This window comes from Streptomyces sp. bgisy100 (assembly GCF_057709105.1).
Window position 1 is genome coordinate 42,983 of the sequence record NZ_JBYITE010000023.1, and the last position, 16,097, is coordinate 59,079.

Genomic DNA, 16,097 nt, shown 5'->3' on the forward strand with positions numbered 1-16,097 from the left:
ATCTCCACCCGACCACTCACGGCCATCGCCGCGCAACCCGATCATCGTGTCAGAGACCTCCCCCGCCGTCCGGCGGCGAAACGCCCGACGACGCATCCCCGCCGGGCTCTGACACCATGGCTTGCGTGACTTACTCGTACGATGCCCCAGTTTCGCAGACGCTGTTCGACCGTGCGGCCGTCGTGACGCCCGGCGGCGTGAACTCTCCCGTCCGTGCCTTCCGCGCCGTCGGTGGTACGCCCCGTTTCATGGTGTCCGGTACCGGTCCGTACCTCACCGACGCCGACGGTCGCGAGTATGTCGACCTGGTGTGCTCGTGGGGACCGATGATCCTCGGCCATTCCCACCCCGAGGTGATCGAGGCGGTGCAGGCGGCCGTCGCGCGCGGCACCTCCTTCGGTACGCCGGGTGAGGGCGAGGTCGCGCTCGCCGAGGAGATCGTCGACCGGATCGCGCCGGTCGAGCAGGTGCGGCTGGTGTCCTCCGGCACCGAGGCGACGATGTCGGCCATCCGGCTCGCCCGCGGCTTCACCGGCCGCGCCAAGGTGATCAAGTTCGCGGGCTGCTACCACGGGCACGTGGACGCGCTGCTGGCCGCGGCGGGCTCGGGGGTGGCGACGTTCGGGCTGCCGGACACCCCGGGCGTCACCGGGGCCCAGGCCGGCGACACGATCGTCCTCCCCTACAACGACCTGGACGCCGTCCGGCACGCCTTCGCCCGCTACCCGGGGGAGATCGCCTGCGTGATCACCGAGGCGTCGCCGGGCAACATGGGCGTCGTGCCGCCGCTGCCGGGCTTCAACGCCGGGCTGAAGTCGCTGTGCGCGGAGAGCGGCGCGCTCTACATCTCCGACGAGGTCATGACGGGCTTCCGGGTGTCGAAGTCCGGCTGGTACGGGATCGACGGTGTCGAGCCGGACCTGATGACCTTCGGCAAGGTCATGGGCGGCGGCTTCCCGGCCGCGGCGTTCGGCGGGCGCGCCGACGTCATGGCCCACCTCGCCCCGTTCGGCCCCGTCTACCAGGCGGGCACCCTCTCCGGGAACCCGGTCGCCACCGCCGCCGGCCTCGCCCAGCTGCGGCTGCTGGACGACGCGGCGTACGAGCGGGTGGACGCGGTCTCCGCCGAGCTGCGCGGACTGGTCACCGAGGCGCTGGCCAAGGAAGGGGTGACGCACCGGCTGCAGACCGCCGGGAACATGTTCTCCGTCTTCTTCACCGACGAGGACGTCACCGACTACGACAAGGCCAAGGCCCAGCAGGCGTACCGTTTCACCGCGTTCTTCCACGCGATGCTCGCCCAGGGCGTCTACCTTCCGCCGTCCGCCTTCGAGTCCTGGTTCGTCTCCACGGCCCACGACGGCGCGGCGGTCGAGCGGATCGCGGCCGCACTGCCGACCGCGGCGCGGGCCGCCGCCGAGGCCTCCGCATGATGGACGACATGACCAACGCGAGTGCCCCCGAGGGGCAGAGCAGCACCACCGTCGTGCACCTGGTGCGCCACGGCGAGGTGCACAACCCGGACGGTGTTCTCTACGGGCGCAGGCCGGGCTACCACCTCTCGGAGCTCGGCCGGCAGATGGCCGACCGGGTCGCCGAGCACCTGGCCGACCGGGACATCCGGTACGTCGTCTCCTCCCCGCTGGAGCGGGCCCAGGAGACGGCGACGCCGGTCGCCAAGGCGCACGCGCTGGATCTCGCCACGGACGAGCGGCTGATCGAGGCGGGCAACGTCTTCGAGGGCAAGACGTTCGGGGTGGGGGACGGCGCCCTGAAGCGCCCGGCCAACTGGCGTCACCTCACCAACCCGTTCCGGCCGTCCTGGGGTGAGCCGTACATCGACCAGGTGGTGCGGATGATGTCGGCGCTCGGTGCGGCGCGCGACGCCGCGCGGGGGCACGAGGCGGTGGCGGTCAGCCACCAGCTCCCGATCTGGATCGTCCGGAGCTTCGCCGAGCGGCGGCGGCTGTGGCACGACCCGCGCCGCCGGCAGTGCACCCTGGCGAGCGTGACCTCGTTCACCTTCCAGGGCGACCGGCTCGTCTCGGTCGGCTACAGCGAACCCGCCCGGGACCTGGTCCCGCCGCACCTGCTCGCCGGTGCCCAGAAGCGCTTCGGCCGGGGTGCTGTCAAGGGCGGCAAGGGATTCGGAGCGTAGAAAACGCGCCGTTCTCCGGAACCCGCCTCTCGTCCCCTCCCTCTTAGCCGGTGTCCGTTCGTACGAGGAACGGACACCGGTACGTGGATGGGGACACAATGCGCGACATCAGTCGTCGGGGACTGCTGGGCATGGGACTGGGCGCAGTGGCTGCTGCGGGAGCCGCGGGCTGCGGCCCGGACACGGGCTCCGGCAAGGGGCGCGGAGGAACGGGTTCCGGAGGGGGCGGCGGGAGCGACCGGCCCGCGGAGAAGCCGATCGGGGACGGTTCGACCGCGCACAGCGGGCGGCAGCCCCACCAGCCCAAGCCCGAGCGGCTCGAACCGGGCCAGACCCCGCCCCAGTTCGTGATCTTCTCCTGGGACGGCGCGGGGGAGGTCGGCAACGGTCTCTTCCCGCGCTTCCGCAAGGTGGCCCGGGACCACGGCGCGGCCATGACCTTCTTCCTCTCCGGCATCTACCTGCTGCCCGAGTCCAAGAAGCGGCTGTACCACCCGCCGAACAACCCGGTCGGCGCCTCCGCCATCGGCTACCTGACCGACGACCACATCCGGGTCACCCTGGAGAACCTGCGCAAGGCCTGGCTCGAGGGCCACGAGATAGGGACCCACTTCAACGGCCACTTCTGCAGCGGTACGGGCTCGGTGGAGAACTGGACCCCCGCCCAGTGGCGCTCCGAGATCGACCAGGCTGTGTCGTTCGTCACCAAGTGGCGGACCAACACCGGCTTCAAGGACCTCCAGCCGCTGCCCTTCGACTACACGAAGGAGCTGGTGGGCGGCCGGACCCCGTGCCTCAAGGGGCAGGACCGGCTGTTGCCGACGGCCAGGGAGCTCGGCTGGCGGTACGACGCCAGCTCCTCCGGCGGCCTTCAGGTCTGGCCCAGCAAGAAGCTGGGCATATGGGACCTTCCGCTCCAGCAGATACCTTTCCCCGGTCGCAGCTTCCAGGTCCTGTCGATGGACTACAACATGATGGCCAACCAGTCGCAGGCCGCGACCCAGAGCGATCCGTCGAACTACCCGGGCTGGGAGAAGCAGGCCCGCGGGGCGCTGATCCAGGGCTTCCAGCGGGCCTACGAGAGCAACCGGGCGCCGTTCTTCATCGGCAACCACTTCGAGGAGTGGAACGGCGGCATCTACATGAACGCCGTCGAGGAGGCGATCAAGCACATCGCCGACGAGAAGCGGAAGGACGTGCGGCTGGTGTCCTTCCGGCAGTACGTGGACTGGCTGGACGCCCAGGACCCCAAGGTGCTCGCGAAGCTGCGCCGACTGGGCGTCGGCGAACAGCCGACGGGTGGCTGGAAGTCGTACCTCTCGACCGTCTGAGTCCTGCGTCGGGTCCTGTGTCGAGTCCTCCGTCCGGGCGATTCGATGCCGCCCCTGACAGGGGGTTTCGGGTGGGTTGAGGGGGGTGCGAATTCTCCCCGGAAGCGCCATGCGAAACTTTTCACATGAGTGCTCGCCGTGTGCCCCGACGCCGCACGCCCCTACGCCGGACCGTCCTTCCGGCCGTGGGCGCGGCGGCCGCCGCGCTCGCCCTGACGTCCTGCCTCGGCGGCGGTACGTCCGGAGGCTCCGCCGGGACGAAGTTCGTCGCCGGAACCGGAGGCATCGACACGGCGAAGAAGGCCGACCGGCAGCCGCTCCCCGACATCTCCGGCACCACCCTCGACGGCAAGAAGCTGAACCTCGCCGACTACAAGGGCAAGCTCCTCGTCATCAACGTCTGGGGCTCCTGGTGCTCGCCGTGCCGGCTCGAGATGCCGCACCTGGTGAAGGTGGCCAAGGCCACCAAGGCGGACGGCGTGGAGTTCGTCGGGATCAACGTCCGGGACCCCAACAAGCCGCCGGCCGTGAAGTTCCAGAAGGAATTCGGCGTGCCCTACCCGAGCCTCTACGACCCGGTGGGGAAGCTGATGCTGCGCTTCCCGGCCGGGAGTCTCAACCCGAAGGCGATCCCCTCGACGGTCATCGTCGACCGGGACGGCAAGGTCGCGGCCCGTGCCCTGAAGGCCCTGAGCGAGGACGAGCTGCGCAAGGCGCTCGACCCGCTCATCGCGGAGAAGTGATCGTGTGAGCGTGCTCGCCGCTGCCGCGACCGACCCGAACGACACCGTCATGACGGGGGCTCTGCTGCTCGCGGTGCCCATCGCCCTCCTCGGGGGGCTCGTCTCCTTCTTCTCCCCGTGCGTGCTGCCGCTCGTGCCGGGCTACCTGTCGTACGTGACCGGCGTCACCGGCACCGACCTGGCCGAGGCCAGACGGGGCCGGATGGTCGCCGGAGCCTCGCTGTTCGTCCTCGGCTTCACCGCGGTCTTCGTCTCCGGCGGCGCCCTGTTCGGCCAGGCCGGGCTGACCCTGGAAGCGCACAAGGAGACGATCACCAAGATCCTCGGCGCTCTGACGATCGCCATGGGACTGATCTTCACCGGTGTGCTCGGCGGGTTCACCCAGCGCGAGCTGCGCTTCCACACCAAGCCCGCGGTGGGGCTGGTGGGCGCGCCGATGCTCGGCGTGCTGTTCGGCCTCGGCTGGACCCCGTGCCTCGGCCCGACGCTGGCCGCGGTCAACACCCTGGCCCTCCGCGAGGCGAGCGCCGGCCGCGGGGCGCTGCTCACCACCGTGTACTGCCTGGGTCTGGGCCTGCCCTTCATACTGGCGGCGGTCGCCTTCCGGCGGGCGCTCGGCGCGTTCGGCTGGGTCAAGCGGCACTACGTCTGGGTGATGCGGACCGGCGGCCTGATGCTGGTCACCGTCGGAGTCCTGCTCGTCACCGGCGTCTGGGACCGGATGATCGCCGACATGCAGGTCTGGACCTCCAACTTCACCCCGGGAATCTGATCCATGACCCACACGGACAACGCCACCGCCGAGGCCGCGGAGGAGACCGGCCTGGGCGAAGCCGGCTCCCAGCTGTCGACGGCGCCGGTCGAGGAGCAGCCCGGGCAGGCCATGCCCGGGTCCTTCGGCGGGGTGCGCCGGCCCGGGGTGCTGGGCGGGCTCGCCTGGTCGGGCCGGGAGGCCGTGGGCTGGGGCCGCTGGTTCTGGCGGCAGCTCACCTCCATGCGCACCGCGCTGATCCTGCTCTTCCTGCTGTCGCTGGCCTCCGTGCCCGGCTCGCTGGTGCCGCAGTCGAGCGTCGACCCGGTCAAGGTCCAGACGTTCAAGGACCAGCACGAGACGCTCGCCCCCGTCTACGAGAAGCTGGGGCTCTTCCACGTCTACAGCTCGGTGTGGTTCTCGGCCGTCTACATCCTGCTGTTCATCTCCCTCATCGGCTGCATCGTCCCCCGCAGCTGGCAGTTCGTGGGCCAGCTCCGCGGCCTGCCGCCGGCCGCGCCGAAGCGGCTGACCCGGCTGCCCGCCCACACGACCTGGCGCACGGACGCCGAGCCCGGGCAGGTGCTCGCCACCGCGCAGCGCGTGGTCCGGCGCCGGCGCTTCCGCGCCCACACCGTCGGTGACGCCGTCGCCGCCGAGAAGGGCTACCTGCGCGAGGCCGGGAACCTCGTCTTCCACATCGCGCTGATCGTGATGCTCGTGGCCTTCGCGGTCGGGCAGCTGTGGAAGTCGGAGGGCGGCAAGCTGATCGTCGAGGGCGACGGCTTCTCCAACACGCTCACCCAGTACGACGACTTCAAGTCCGGCAGTCTCTTCGACGCCGACAGCCTCGCTCCCTTCGGCTTCTCCCTGCACTCCTTCGACGCGACCTACGAGCGGAAGGGCCCGCAGAAGGGCACCCCCCGTAAGTACCGCGCCGACGTCACGTACTGGGAAGGCGCGGACGGGAAGACGAAGCGGAGCGCCATCGAGGTGAACAAGCCCCTCGACGTCGCGGGCAACAAGGTCTACCTCCTCGAACACGGCTATGCGCCGGTCGTCACCGTCCGGGACGGCCAGGGCGACGTCGCCTACCAAGGCTCGGTGGCCTTCCTCCCGCAGGACGGCAACCTCAGCTCCGTCGGCGTGATCAAGGTCCCGGACTACCGGGACAAGGACGGCAAGAAGGACCAGCTCGGCTTCCAGGGCCGGTTCGCCCCGACGTATGCGCTGGACGCGGTCCGCGGCCCGCACTCCTCCTTCCCGGCGCTGGACTTCCCGGTGCTGTCGCTGAACGCCTACCACGGCAGCCTCGGCATCGACTCCGGGCTGCCGCAGAACGTGTACCAGCTCGAAACGCGCAAGATGAAGCAGTTCAAGGACAAGAACGGCGACATCTTCCGCAAGGCGCTGCGTCCGGGCGAGACCATGAAGCTCCCGAACGGCGCGGGCTCCCTGAAGTTCGACGGGGTGAAGGCCTGGGCCAGCTTCCAGGTCTCCCACCGGCCCGCCAACGGGTTCGCCCTCGGCGGCGCGGTGGCGGCGCTGGCCGGTCTCGCGGCCTCGCTCTTCATCCAGCGCCGGCGCGTCTGGGTGCGGGCGGTGCGCGACGCCGACGGCAGCACGGTCGTCGAGATGGCCGGGCTCGGCCGCAGCGAATCGGCGAAGCTCCCGGAGGAGCTGGCCGATCTCGCCGTGGCCCTCCGGCCGGACGCGCCGCCGGTGGACCGCGCTCCCGAGCCGACGGACCGGGACCCGGAGCCGACGGACCAGGCCCCCGAGCAGGCCGGCCGGGCCCCCGAGGCGGGAGCCGCCGAGTCGGCCGAGCCGTCGGCCACGGAACCGACGGCCACCGGGGCGGCCACGGAGGCGGCCACCGAGGCAGCCCCCGAGGAGGCAGCCGAGGAGAGCGCAGCCACCGAACCTGCAGCCACCGAACCGGCAGCCACCGAGGCAGCCCCCGACGCGGCAGCCGAAGAGAGCGCAGCCACCGAACGGGACGCCGAACCGGCCGACCCACCAGCGACGGAAACACCAGCGGCTGAAACACCAGCGGCGGAAACGCCGGCCGACCCACCAGCCGACCCTGCGGAACCCGGAGAAGGCGAAGGAGCACGCGCGTGAACCTCGCGGCCGCGGCCAACGAGAACCTGGCCCACATCAGCAACGTGCTGATCTATTCGGCGATGGCGGTGTACACCCTCGCCTTCATCGCACATATGGCGGAGTGGGTCTTCGGCAGCCGCAGCAAGGTGGGCCGCACCGCTGCCGCGCTCACCGCGCCCGCGGCCCCCGAGGTCACGGTCACGGCCTCCGGGCAGGCCGGCGGCACGGCCGTGCTCGACCGCCCCAAGGTCGTCACCCGGTCCGTCGCGGGCACCCGTGACGTGCCCGACGGCCCCGGTGCCGCCGGCGGCACCGAGAAGGGCGATCTGTACGGCCGCATCGCCGTCTCCCTGACCGTCCTCGCCTTCCTCATGCACTTCGGTGGCGTGCTCACCCGCGCGCTCTCGGTGGAACGCGCCCCCTGGGGCAACATGTACGAGTTCTCCACCACCTTCTCGATGGTGGCCGTGGCTGTGTACCTCGTCCTCCTCGTGCTGAAGAAGAACGTGCGGTGGATCGGACTCCCTCTGGTCACGAGCGTCCTCCTCGATCTGGGCCTCGCTGTCTCCGTCTTGTACACCGACAGCGACCAGTTGGTTCCCGCCCTGCACTCGTACTGGCTGTGGATCCACGTCTCCTGCGCGATCATCTCCGGCGCCTCCCTCTACCTCGGCGCGGTCGGCAGCCTGCTGTACCTCTTCCGCGACCGCCACGAGGCCCGGCTCGCCGACCCGTCGGGCAAGCAGCCGGGCGCCTTCGCCGTCTCGGTCCTGGAGCGGCTGCCCTCCGCCGCCAGCCTCGACAAGTTCGCGTACCGCATCAACGCCACGGTGTTCCCGCTGTGGACCTTCACGATCATCGCGGGCGCCATCTGGGCCGAGGCCGCCTGGGGCCGCTACTGGGGCTGGGACCCCAAGGAGGTCTGGTCCTTCATCACCTGGGTCGCCTACGCCGGCTACCTGCACGCCCGCGCCACCGCCGGCTGGAAGGGCCGCAAGGCCGCCTACCTGGCCCTGATCGCCTTCGGCTGCTACCTCTTCAACTACTACGGCGTGAACATCTTCGTCACCGGCAAGCACTCCTACGCCGGGGTCTGACGGCTCGTTCGACGACGACGGCGGCCGTCCCACCGAGGAGACTCGGTGGGACGGCCGCCGCCGTTCTGTCCGTTCACCGCCGGGGGTGCACGGCGTGAACCCCCTCAGCCCCGGTTCTCGTCCGGGCCGTGGTCCTCGTCATGCTCCCGCTCGCGGTCCTTGTCCCGCGACGCCTCGCGGTCCTTGTCCAGGGACTTGAGGAAGTCGGGGTTGTCGTCCGGCGCGACCCAGCGGCCCCCGCCACGGCCGCCGAACGACCGGGCCGCGCCTCCCGCCGCCGCCGCGCGCCGGGGGCGTCCGGCCAGGAACCACGCGAGTGAACCGAACAGCACATAGCCGAAGAGCACGATGATCAGCACCCAGGCACCCTTGGGAAGCTTGCGGACCTCGTTCTCGGGGGTGTTCAGACAGTCGATGAACGCGTAGATCCACATCGCCAGGACCAGCAGAAACGGCAGATACCTGAGCATGGTGGTGCGGTCCCCCTGACGGCGGGCGGTGGGGCCGGGCGAGGCCCCGGGTACGTGACCAGGGTAGTAGGTGCCCGATACTGGGGCGTATGGCTTACGACGATCTTCGCTCCCTGCTGCGGGCGCTGGAGCGCGACGGCGACCTCAAGCGCATCAAGGCCGAGGTGGACCCCTTTCTGGAGGTCGGTGAGATCGTCGACCGGGTGAACAAGGCCGGCGGGCCCGCGCTCCTCTTCGAGAACGTCAAGGGCTCGGCGATGCCGCTGGCCATGAACGTCTTCGGGACCGACCGCCGGCTGCTCAAGTCCCTCGGGCTGGCGTCCTACGACGAGATCAGCGAGAAGATCGGCGGCCTGCTCAAGCCGGAGCTGCCGCAGGGCTTCGTCGGGATGCGGGAGGCCTTCGGCAAGCTGGCCGGCATGGCGCACGTGCCGCCGCGGAAGGTCAAGGACGCCCCGGTCCAGGAGACCGTCCTCACCGGCGACGACGTCGACCTCGACCGGCTCCCGGCCCTGTTCACCTGGCCGGAGGACGGCGGGTCGTTCTTCAACCTCGGCCTCACGCACACCAAGGACCCCGAGACCGGGGTCCGCAACCTCGGGCTCTACCGGCTCCAGCGCCACGACCGCCGGACCATCGGCATGCACTGGCAGATCCACAAGGACAGCCGCAACCACTACCAGGTGGCGGCCCGCCGCGGAGAGAGGCTGCCGGTCGCCATCGCCTTCGGCTGCCCGCCCGCGGTGACCTACGCCTCCACCGCGCCGCTGCCCGCCGACATCGACGAGTACCTGTTCGCCGGTTTCGTCCAGGGCAAGCGCGTCGAGATGGTCGACTGCAAGACCGTGCCGCTCCAGGTCCCGGCCAACGCCGAGGTCGTCCTGGAGGGCTGGCTGGAGCCCGGGAAGATGCTGCCGGAGGGCCCGTTCGGGGACCACACCGGCTTCTACACCCCGCAGGAGGACTTCCCGGCCCTCACCATCGACTGCGTGACGATGCGTCGGCGGCCGCTCCTCCAGTCGATCGTCGTCGGCCGGCCGCCCACCGAGGACGGGCCGCTGGGACGGGCCACCGAGCGCTTCTTCCTGCCGCTGCTCAAGGTCATCGTGCCGGACATCGTGGACTACCACCTCCCCGAGGCGGGCGGCTTCCACAACTGCGCGATCGTCTCGATCGACAAGCGCTACCCCAAGCACGCGCAGAAGGTCATGCACGCCATCTGGGGCGCGCACATGATGTCGCTCACCAAGCTGATCGTCGTGGTCGACGCCGACTGCGATGTGCACGATCTGCACGAGGTCGCCTGGCGGGCCCTCGGCAACACCGACTACGCCCGTGACCTGAGCGTCGTCGAGGGCCCGGTCGACCACCTCGACCACGCCTCCTACCAGCAGTTCTGGGGCGGCAAGGCGGGCATCGACGCCACCCGGAAGCTGCCCGAGGAGGGCTACACCCGCGACGGCGGCTGGCCGGAGATGGTGCAGTCCGACCCGGAGACGGCGGCGAAGGTCGACCGCCGCTGGAAGGAGTACGGCCTGTGATGTCCGCCGCCGAGGGCGTTGTCGGGCCGGGCCCGGCACCGACGGGCCGGGTGAAGGCCTTCCTCCGGCTCGTGATGATCGAGCACTCGGTCTTCGCGCTGCCCTTCGCCTACATCGCCGCGCTCACCGCGATGTTCCTGGAGGACGGCCGGGTCCACTGGTGGGAGCTGCTCCTGGTCACCGTCGCGATGGTGGGGCTGCGGACCTTCGCCATGGCCGCCAACCGGATCATCGACCGTGAGATCGACGCCCGGAATCCGCGCACCGCGAGCAGGGAGCTGGTCACCGGCGCCGTCTCCGTCCGGTCCGCCTGGACGGGCGCCCTCGTCGCCGTCGTCGTCTTCCTCGGGGCCGCGGCCCTGCTCAACCCGCTCTGCCTGGCGCTGGCCCCGGTCGCGGTGATCCCGATGGTGGTCTATCCGTACGGCAAGCGGTTCACCCACTACCCGCACGCCATCCTCGGCCTGGCGCAGGCCATGGGCCCGGTCGGCGCCTGGCTGGCCGTCACCGCGGACTGGTCCTGGGAGGCGGTGCTCCTCGGGCTCGCCGTCGGCATCTGGATCGGTGGCTTCGACCTCATCTTCGCCTGCCAGGACGTCCAGGCGGACCGGGCGCACGGGGTGCTCTCCGTCCCGGCCCGGTTCGGGGTCGCGGGCGCGCTGTACGGGGCGCGGGTGTGCCACGTTCTGACGGTCCTGTTGCTCGCCTGGTACGGCCTCGCCACCGGTGCGGGGGTGTTCTTCTGGGCGGGACTGCTGATCGTGGTCACGGCGTTCCTCTACGAGCACAGCATCGTCCGGCCCGGCGATCTGTCCCGGCTCAACCGGGCCTTCTTCACCGTCAACGGCTTCATCGGCATCGCGCTGTTCGTCTGCTCCCTGCTCGATCTGCTGGTGCGCGGCCTGACGGCCTGACGGTCTGACCCGTCGGTCGCCGACGGTGTGTGCCGGGGCCCGTCGGAACCGGGACGGCGCCCCGGGGCACAGCGGTTTGGACGGCACGTGCCGGAGCCCGTCGCCACCGGCGACGGGGGCGGGGCGCTTTCGGAGGGGAAGCGCCGGAGCAACGGGCCGTCGGCCGCCCGGCTTCAGACGGGCTCCTCGGGGCGCCCGCGGCGGAACAGGAAGGCCGCCAGCACCCCGCCGATCAGGCCGAAGAGGTGCCCCTGCCAGCTCACCGCGCCCGCGCTGGGCAGCACGCCCCACAGGATCGAGCCGTAGACCATCGCCACCAGCAGGCCGACCAGGATGTCCAGCGGCCGGCGGTCGACGAACCCGCGGACCAGCAGATACCCGAAGAGCCCGAAGACGACGACCGAGGCACCCGCGGTCAGCGAACCCGGCGGCGCGGTGAACCAGACACCGAGGCCCCCGACCAGGACGATCACGCAGACCACCGCGAGGAAACGGCGCAGGCCGGCGAGGGCCGCGAGGAATCCGAGGATCAGCAGCGGCAGGGTGTTCGCCGCGACATGTCCGAAGCCGAAGTGGAGAAAGGCGGCGGGCGGTATGTCCGCGAGTTCGGCCGGTTCGCGCGGGGTGATGCCGTACGGGTCGAGGGCGTGCCCCGTCGCCACGTCGACGGCTTCGAGCAGCCACAGCAGCACCACCCAGCTGAGCATCAGCACCGCCGCGGCCTTCATCCGGTCGCCTCTGCTCCGCTCCGCCGGTGCGGCCGCCGGTCCGTACGACATCGCACCTCGCCTCCTGTGCCCTCGCCCCGGGCCGGCCTCCTTCTGAGGCGCGGTCCTCCGGGCCGTCACCCGGACAACGGCCGAGGTGCGGCACCCGGTTCCTGCCCGGGCAGGGTTCCCGGTGGCGGCCTCCGGATAGGCTCGGGCCGTGCAGCCGCCCCAGCAGCAACCGAACGACGACGCCGCCGCCGGCCCGCGCCGGCCGTGGGTCGTCGGCGTGTCCGGCGCCTCCGGCACGCCCTACGCCGCCGCCGTCCTGCGTGCCCTGCTGCACGCGGGCGAGCCCGTGGACCTGGTGATCAGCCGGGCCTCCCGGCTCACCCTGCTGGACGAGACGGGCATCTCCTTCCGCGACGCCCACTGGCGCGCGGACCTCCGTACCTGGCTGGCGCGCGGCGCGGACGGCACCCCCGACTTCTTCGCGGCGGCGCTGCCGGACCTGGACGACGTGCGGTACTGGTCCGCGGGCGATCTGGCGGCCGGGCCCTCGTCGGGCTCGTACCCCGCCCGGGGCATGCTGATCGTCCCGGCGAGCACGGCCTGTGTGGCCGGGGTGGCGCTGGGGCTGTCGAAGGACCTGCTCCAGCGGACCGCGAGCGTGACCCTCAAGGAGCGCCGGAAGCTGGTGGTCGCGGTGCGCGAGACACCGCTGAGCGGTCAGACGCTGAAGCAGTTGGTGGCGCTGGACGAGGCGGGGGCCGTGGTGCTGCCGGCCTCCCCGGCGTTCTACGCGGGGGCGACCCACATCCAGGAACTGGTGGACTTCGTCGCGGGCCGGGCCCTGGACGCGGCCGGGGTGCCGCACACGCTGTACCGCCGGTGGCAGGGCGAAATCGGAGGCTCCCGGGCGGAGTAGTCGCTCCGCTCCACGAGGGAGGATGGGCGCTTCCCGCGCCGGGGGAAGCGAGGCCCGGCGGTCGTTGTACCCCTGCCCCGGTGCGGCCCCGGGCGGGACGACACCCGTACCGTGTCTTCAGGTATTGGCTGAAAGATTCACAGGCGAGTGGGGTTCCGCGCCTTAAATTTTATATATTGAACCTGAAATGACTGAATAATGGAAGGCTCCAGTTACATGGACGCGGTGGACAGGCAGCTCATCCAGGCCCTCCGGGAGAACGGCAGGGCCTCGTACGCCGAGCTCGGGAGGCTCGTCGGGCTCTCCGGGCCCAGCGTCACGGACCGGATCAACCGTCTCGAGGCGGCCGGCGTGATCACCGGCTACCGGGCGACCGTCGACTCCGCCTCCCTGGGCCTCGGGGTCACCGCCCTGATCGGCATTTCGCTGACCGACGCCACCGACCACGAGGACGTCGCGTACCGGCTGCGCGACCTGGAGGAGATCGAGGACTGTTGGTTCATCGCCGGCGACGACTCCTACATGCTCAAGGTGCGGGTCGGCAACGTCGACGGCCTGGAGAAGACCATCCGCCGGCTCTCCGGCACCAAGGGCGTCTCCCGGACCCGGACCACCATCGTGCTCTCCACCAAGTGGGAGAACCGGGTCGGCGAACTCCCCGAGGAGTGACCCCCGCTGTCCGGGACCGGGCAGCCGTCCGGGGCCGTCCGTCCACGGCCCCGGGCGCCGCGCGGGCCGGGAACGGCGGGGTCCGGGAGTGGTGCGGGCCGGTGACAGAGGGGTGGCGTACGCTCGGGTGAGCCCGATCGGAAGACGTATGGGAGGCGGCCGCATGGACGCGGGGCTCAAGCGTGAGCTGGAGGAGAAGGTCCACGCGGGGGAGCGACTGACCCGTGAGGACGGCATCGCCCTCTACGAGTCCGACGACCTCGCCTGGCTGGGCGGCCTCGCCCACGAGGTGCGGACCCGCAAGAACGGCGACGTGGTCCACTTCAACGTCAACCGTCACCTCAACATGACGAACGTGTGCACCGCGTCGTGCGCCTACTGCTCGTTCCAGCGCAAGCCGGGCGAGAAGGACGCGTACACGATGCGCATCGAGGAAGCAGTGCGCCTCGCCAAGGCGATGGAGGGCGAGAACCTCACCGAGCTGCACATCGTCAACGGTCTCCACCCGACGCTGCCCTGGCGCTACTACCCGCGCTCCCTGAAGGCCCTCAAGGAAGCCCTCCCCGAGGTCTCGCTGAAGGCGTTCACCGCCACCGAGATCCACCACTTCGAGACGATCTCCGGGCTGACGGCCTCCGAGATCCTCGACGAACTGATCGACGCCGGGCTGGAGTCGCTGACCGGCGGCGGCGCCGAGATCTTCGACTGGGAGGTGCGGCAGCACATCGTCGACCACCGCACCCACTGGGAGGACTGGTCGCGCATCCACCGCCTGGCGCACGAGAAGGGGCTCAAGACCCCTTCCACCATGCTGTACGGGCACATCGAGGAGCCCCGGCACCGCGTCGACCACGTGCTGCGGCTGCGGGAACTCCAGGACGAGACCGGCGGTTTCCAGGTCTTCATCCCGCTGCGCTACCAGCACGACTTCGTCGACATGCAGGACGGCAAGGTCCGCAACCGGCTCCAGGCCCGCACCACGATGGCCACCGGGGCGGAGGCGCTCAAGACCTTCGCGGTCTCCCGGCTGCTCTTCGACAACGTGCCGCACGTCAAGGTCTTCTGGGTGATGCACGGCGTGCAGACCGCGCAGCTCGCCCTCCAGCACGGCGCGGACGACATGGACGGCTCGGTCGTCGAGTACAAGATCACGCACGACGCCGACAACTACGGCACCCCGAACAAGCTGACCCGGGACGACCTGCTCGATCTGATCCGCGACGCCGGCTTCCGCCCGGTCGAGCGGAACACCCGGTACGAGGTCATCCGCGAGTACCCGGGGCCGGACCCGGAGCGCCGCGAGACCCCGCAGCCGATGCGCCTCTGAGGCCCGCCGCGGTCACCGCACCGGGCCGGCGGCTCCGACCGGATCCGGGAGCGGGGCCCGGTCCGCACGGGAGGCCGTAGGCTCCGTGGCCATGCCGCTCACGTTCGACCCGGACCCCGCCCTCACCCCCGGTCTGCGCGACGGCATCTGTGCCCTGTGGGCGGAGGTCTCGAACGCCGGGGGCGCCGTCGGCTTCGTTCCGCCGGTGACGCCCCAGGACGTACGGCCCGAGCTGCTCACCCATCTCGCGTCCATGGCCCGGGGTCGCACCCGGCTCGTCGTCGGCCGCGACGGGGGCGGCGCGGTCGTGGCGGCCGCCTTCCTCGCGCTCAACACCGCCGCGGTCTCCCGCCACTGGTGCTGGGCCCATACCGTCCTGGTCCACCCGTCTCAGCAGCGTCGAGGCCATGGACGGGCCCTGATGGCCGCCGTCGGACGCACCGCCCGCGCACTGGACGGCATCCACGGCATCCGGCTGACCTGCCGGAGCGGCCTGGGCCTGGAGGAGTTCTACGGTGCCTGCGGCTACCGGGAGGTCGGCCGCGTGCCGGACGGGATCCGGGTCGCGGACGGCGGCTTCCGCGACGACGTGACGTTCTGGCTCCGGCTCCGCCGGTGACCTGCGCCGGAGAGTCGCCGCCCACTGCCGCCGAATCGCCGGCACAGGCCCTGCGCCGCCTGCCCGAGGGCCGGGCGGTCCCCCTCATTTGATCCGGATCCGGACATGCTTCACTGGAGTCGGCCCCGTACCGCCACCGCAGAGAAGAAGGTCCCTCCGTGAGCAGCAAGCAGCACGCCACTCTCCGCTACACCGCGATGCGCTTCGGCATCTTCGCCGGCTGCTTCCTCGTCGTCTGGGGCCTGACCCGCCTGCAGGTTCTGCCGAGCGGCATCGGCGACTCCCACATCATCTGGGTGCTGCTGCTCGCCCTCATCCTGTCGGCGCCGCTCAGCTTCATACTCCTGCGCAAGCAGCGCGACCGCATGTCCGAGCAGGTCGCGCCGCGCGTGGAGCGGGTCAAGGAGCGGCTGACCGCCAACCAGGCCCAGGAAGACGCTTGACGTGCTCCCTGGCCTGAAGTCCAGGGATTCCGGCCTGGGTCGGTTGACCCTTCCGGGGCCTGCTTCACCGCGCTGTGCGGGCACAGGTGCCCGCCTTACCGGCGCTCCACAGGCGTTTGACGTCTCCACCCGCCCGGCGGCGACGATACGGCGTCCTTCGGTCAGGACGTTGGACGCTGCGTTGTGGTCACGCTCATGCACGGCCCCACACCGGCCGCAGGTCCACTCCCGGGTGTGCAGGGGTTTGGGGCCGTCCCGGAATCCGCACGTTGAGCAGAGCTGGGAAGAGTCTT

The 16,097-nt window shown here is 70.9% G+C and carries 16 protein-coding genes; 14 read left to right on the forward strand and 2 right to left on the reverse strand.

The genetic code is table 11. The annotated features are described in order from the left end of the window. Positions 1-116: 116 nt before the first annotated feature. From hemL to ccsB, 7 genes are all read left to right on the forward strand, one after another. On the forward strand, positions 117-1,433 hold the full coding sequence (gene hemL, locus AC3EQ1_RS17310; RefSeq protein WP_432095206.1) for a glutamate-1-semialdehyde 2,1-aminomutase: 1,317 nt from the start codon (positions 117-119) through the stop codon (positions 1,431-1,433). Then, positions 1,430-2,158 (forward strand): histidine phosphatase family protein, encoded by a 729-nt coding sequence (locus tag AC3EQ1_RS17315; RefSeq protein ID WP_432095207.1) that lies wholly within the window; start codon positions 1,430-1,432, stop codon positions 2,156-2,158. The genes hemL and AC3EQ1_RS17315 overlap by 4 nt, the downstream gene beginning before the upstream one ends. A gap of 98 nt (positions 2,159-2,256) precedes the next feature. Continuing rightward, positions 2,257-3,489, forward strand: a complete 1,233-nt coding sequence (locus tag AC3EQ1_RS17320; RefSeq protein ID WP_432095208.1) for a polysaccharide deacetylase family protein — start codon at positions 2,257-2,259, stop codon at positions 3,487-3,489. 125 nt (positions 3,490-3,614) lie between these two features. Beyond that, positions 3,615-4,232 (forward strand): TlpA family protein disulfide reductase, encoded by a 618-nt coding sequence (locus AC3EQ1_RS17325; protein ID WP_432095209.1) that lies wholly within the window; start codon positions 3,615-3,617, stop codon positions 4,230-4,232. 10 nt (positions 4,233-4,242) lie between these two features. Further along, a complete protein-coding gene (locus AC3EQ1_RS17330) occupies positions 4,243-5,004 on the forward strand; it encodes a cytochrome c biogenesis CcdA family protein (protein ID WP_351507916.1) in 762 nt (253 codons plus the stop codon). A 3-nt stretch (positions 5,005-5,007) separates the two neighbouring features. Next, positions 5,008-7,107, forward strand: coding sequence for a cytochrome c biogenesis ResB family protein (locus AC3EQ1_RS17335; protein ID WP_432095210.1), 2,100 nt, complete (start codon positions 5,008-5,010; stop codon positions 7,105-7,107). Further along, positions 7,104-8,186, forward strand: a complete 1,083-nt coding sequence (gene ccsB, locus AC3EQ1_RS17340; RefSeq protein ID WP_432095211.1) for a c-type cytochrome biogenesis protein CcsB — start codon at positions 7,104-7,106, stop codon at positions 8,184-8,186. The genes AC3EQ1_RS17335 and ccsB overlap by 4 nt, the downstream gene beginning before the upstream one ends. 104 nt (positions 8,187-8,290) lie before the next feature. On the opposite strand, the gene AC3EQ1_RS17345 is transcribed toward ccsB, so the two are convergent. Next, complete coding sequence (locus tag AC3EQ1_RS17345; RefSeq protein WP_432095212.1) at positions 8,291-8,656, reverse strand: PLDc N-terminal domain-containing protein; 366 nt, start codon at positions 8,654-8,656, stop codon at positions 8,291-8,293. A gap of 89 nt (positions 8,657-8,745) precedes the next feature. Between AC3EQ1_RS17345 and AC3EQ1_RS17350 the strand changes: the two genes are divergently transcribed. Together AC3EQ1_RS17350 and mqnP are read left to right on the forward strand one after the other, a co-directional pair. Next, entirely contained in the window at positions 8,746-10,197 is a 1,452-nt protein-coding gene (locus AC3EQ1_RS17350; RefSeq protein ID WP_432095213.1) for a menaquinone biosynthesis decarboxylase, read from the forward strand. Then, the gene (gene mqnP, locus AC3EQ1_RS17355) at positions 10,197-11,111 is read left to right on the forward strand and encodes a menaquinone biosynthesis prenyltransferase MqnP (protein ID WP_432095214.1); all 915 of its coding nucleotides are present in this window, start codon (positions 10,197-10,199) and stop codon (positions 11,109-11,111) included. Before AC3EQ1_RS17350 ends, mqnP begins: the two co-directional genes overlap by 1 nt. A 173-nt stretch (positions 11,112-11,284) precedes the next feature. Here mqnP and AC3EQ1_RS17360 read toward each other — a convergent pair whose 3' ends face one another. Then, positions 11,285-11,890, reverse strand: coding sequence for a rhomboid family intramembrane serine protease (locus tag AC3EQ1_RS17360; protein WP_432095215.1), 606 nt, complete (start codon positions 11,888-11,890; stop codon positions 11,285-11,287). Between the two features lie 148 nt (positions 11,891-12,038). On the opposite strand from AC3EQ1_RS17360, the gene AC3EQ1_RS17365 reads away from it, so the two are divergent. The 5 genes from AC3EQ1_RS17365 (at position 12,039) to AC3EQ1_RS17385 (ending at position 15,804) form a co-directional block, all read left to right on the forward strand. After that, on the forward strand, positions 12,039-12,746 hold the full coding sequence (locus AC3EQ1_RS17365; protein WP_432095216.1) for a UbiX family flavin prenyltransferase: 708 nt from the start codon (positions 12,039-12,041) through the stop codon (positions 12,744-12,746). Positions 12,747-12,962: 216 nt separating this feature from the next. Then, entirely contained in the window at positions 12,963-13,415 is a 453-nt protein-coding gene (locus AC3EQ1_RS17370) for an Lrp/AsnC family transcriptional regulator (RefSeq protein ID WP_351507913.1), read from the forward strand. A gap of 163 nt (positions 13,416-13,578) precedes the next feature. After that, positions 13,579-14,742, forward strand: a complete 1,164-nt coding sequence (mqnE, locus tag AC3EQ1_RS17375) for an aminofutalosine synthase MqnE (protein ID WP_351507805.1) — start codon at positions 13,579-13,581, stop codon at positions 14,740-14,742. A gap of 91 nt (positions 14,743-14,833) precedes the next feature. Further along, complete coding sequence (locus AC3EQ1_RS17380; RefSeq protein WP_432095217.1) at positions 14,834-15,361, forward strand: GNAT family N-acetyltransferase; 528 nt, start codon at positions 14,834-14,836, stop codon at positions 15,359-15,361. A 158-nt stretch (positions 15,362-15,519) separates the two neighbouring features. Continuing rightward, positions 15,520-15,804 (forward strand): DUF4229 domain-containing protein, encoded by a 285-nt coding sequence (locus tag AC3EQ1_RS17385; RefSeq protein WP_432095218.1) that lies wholly within the window; start codon positions 15,520-15,522, stop codon positions 15,802-15,804. The last annotated feature ends 293 nt before the right edge of the window (positions 15,805-16,097 follow it).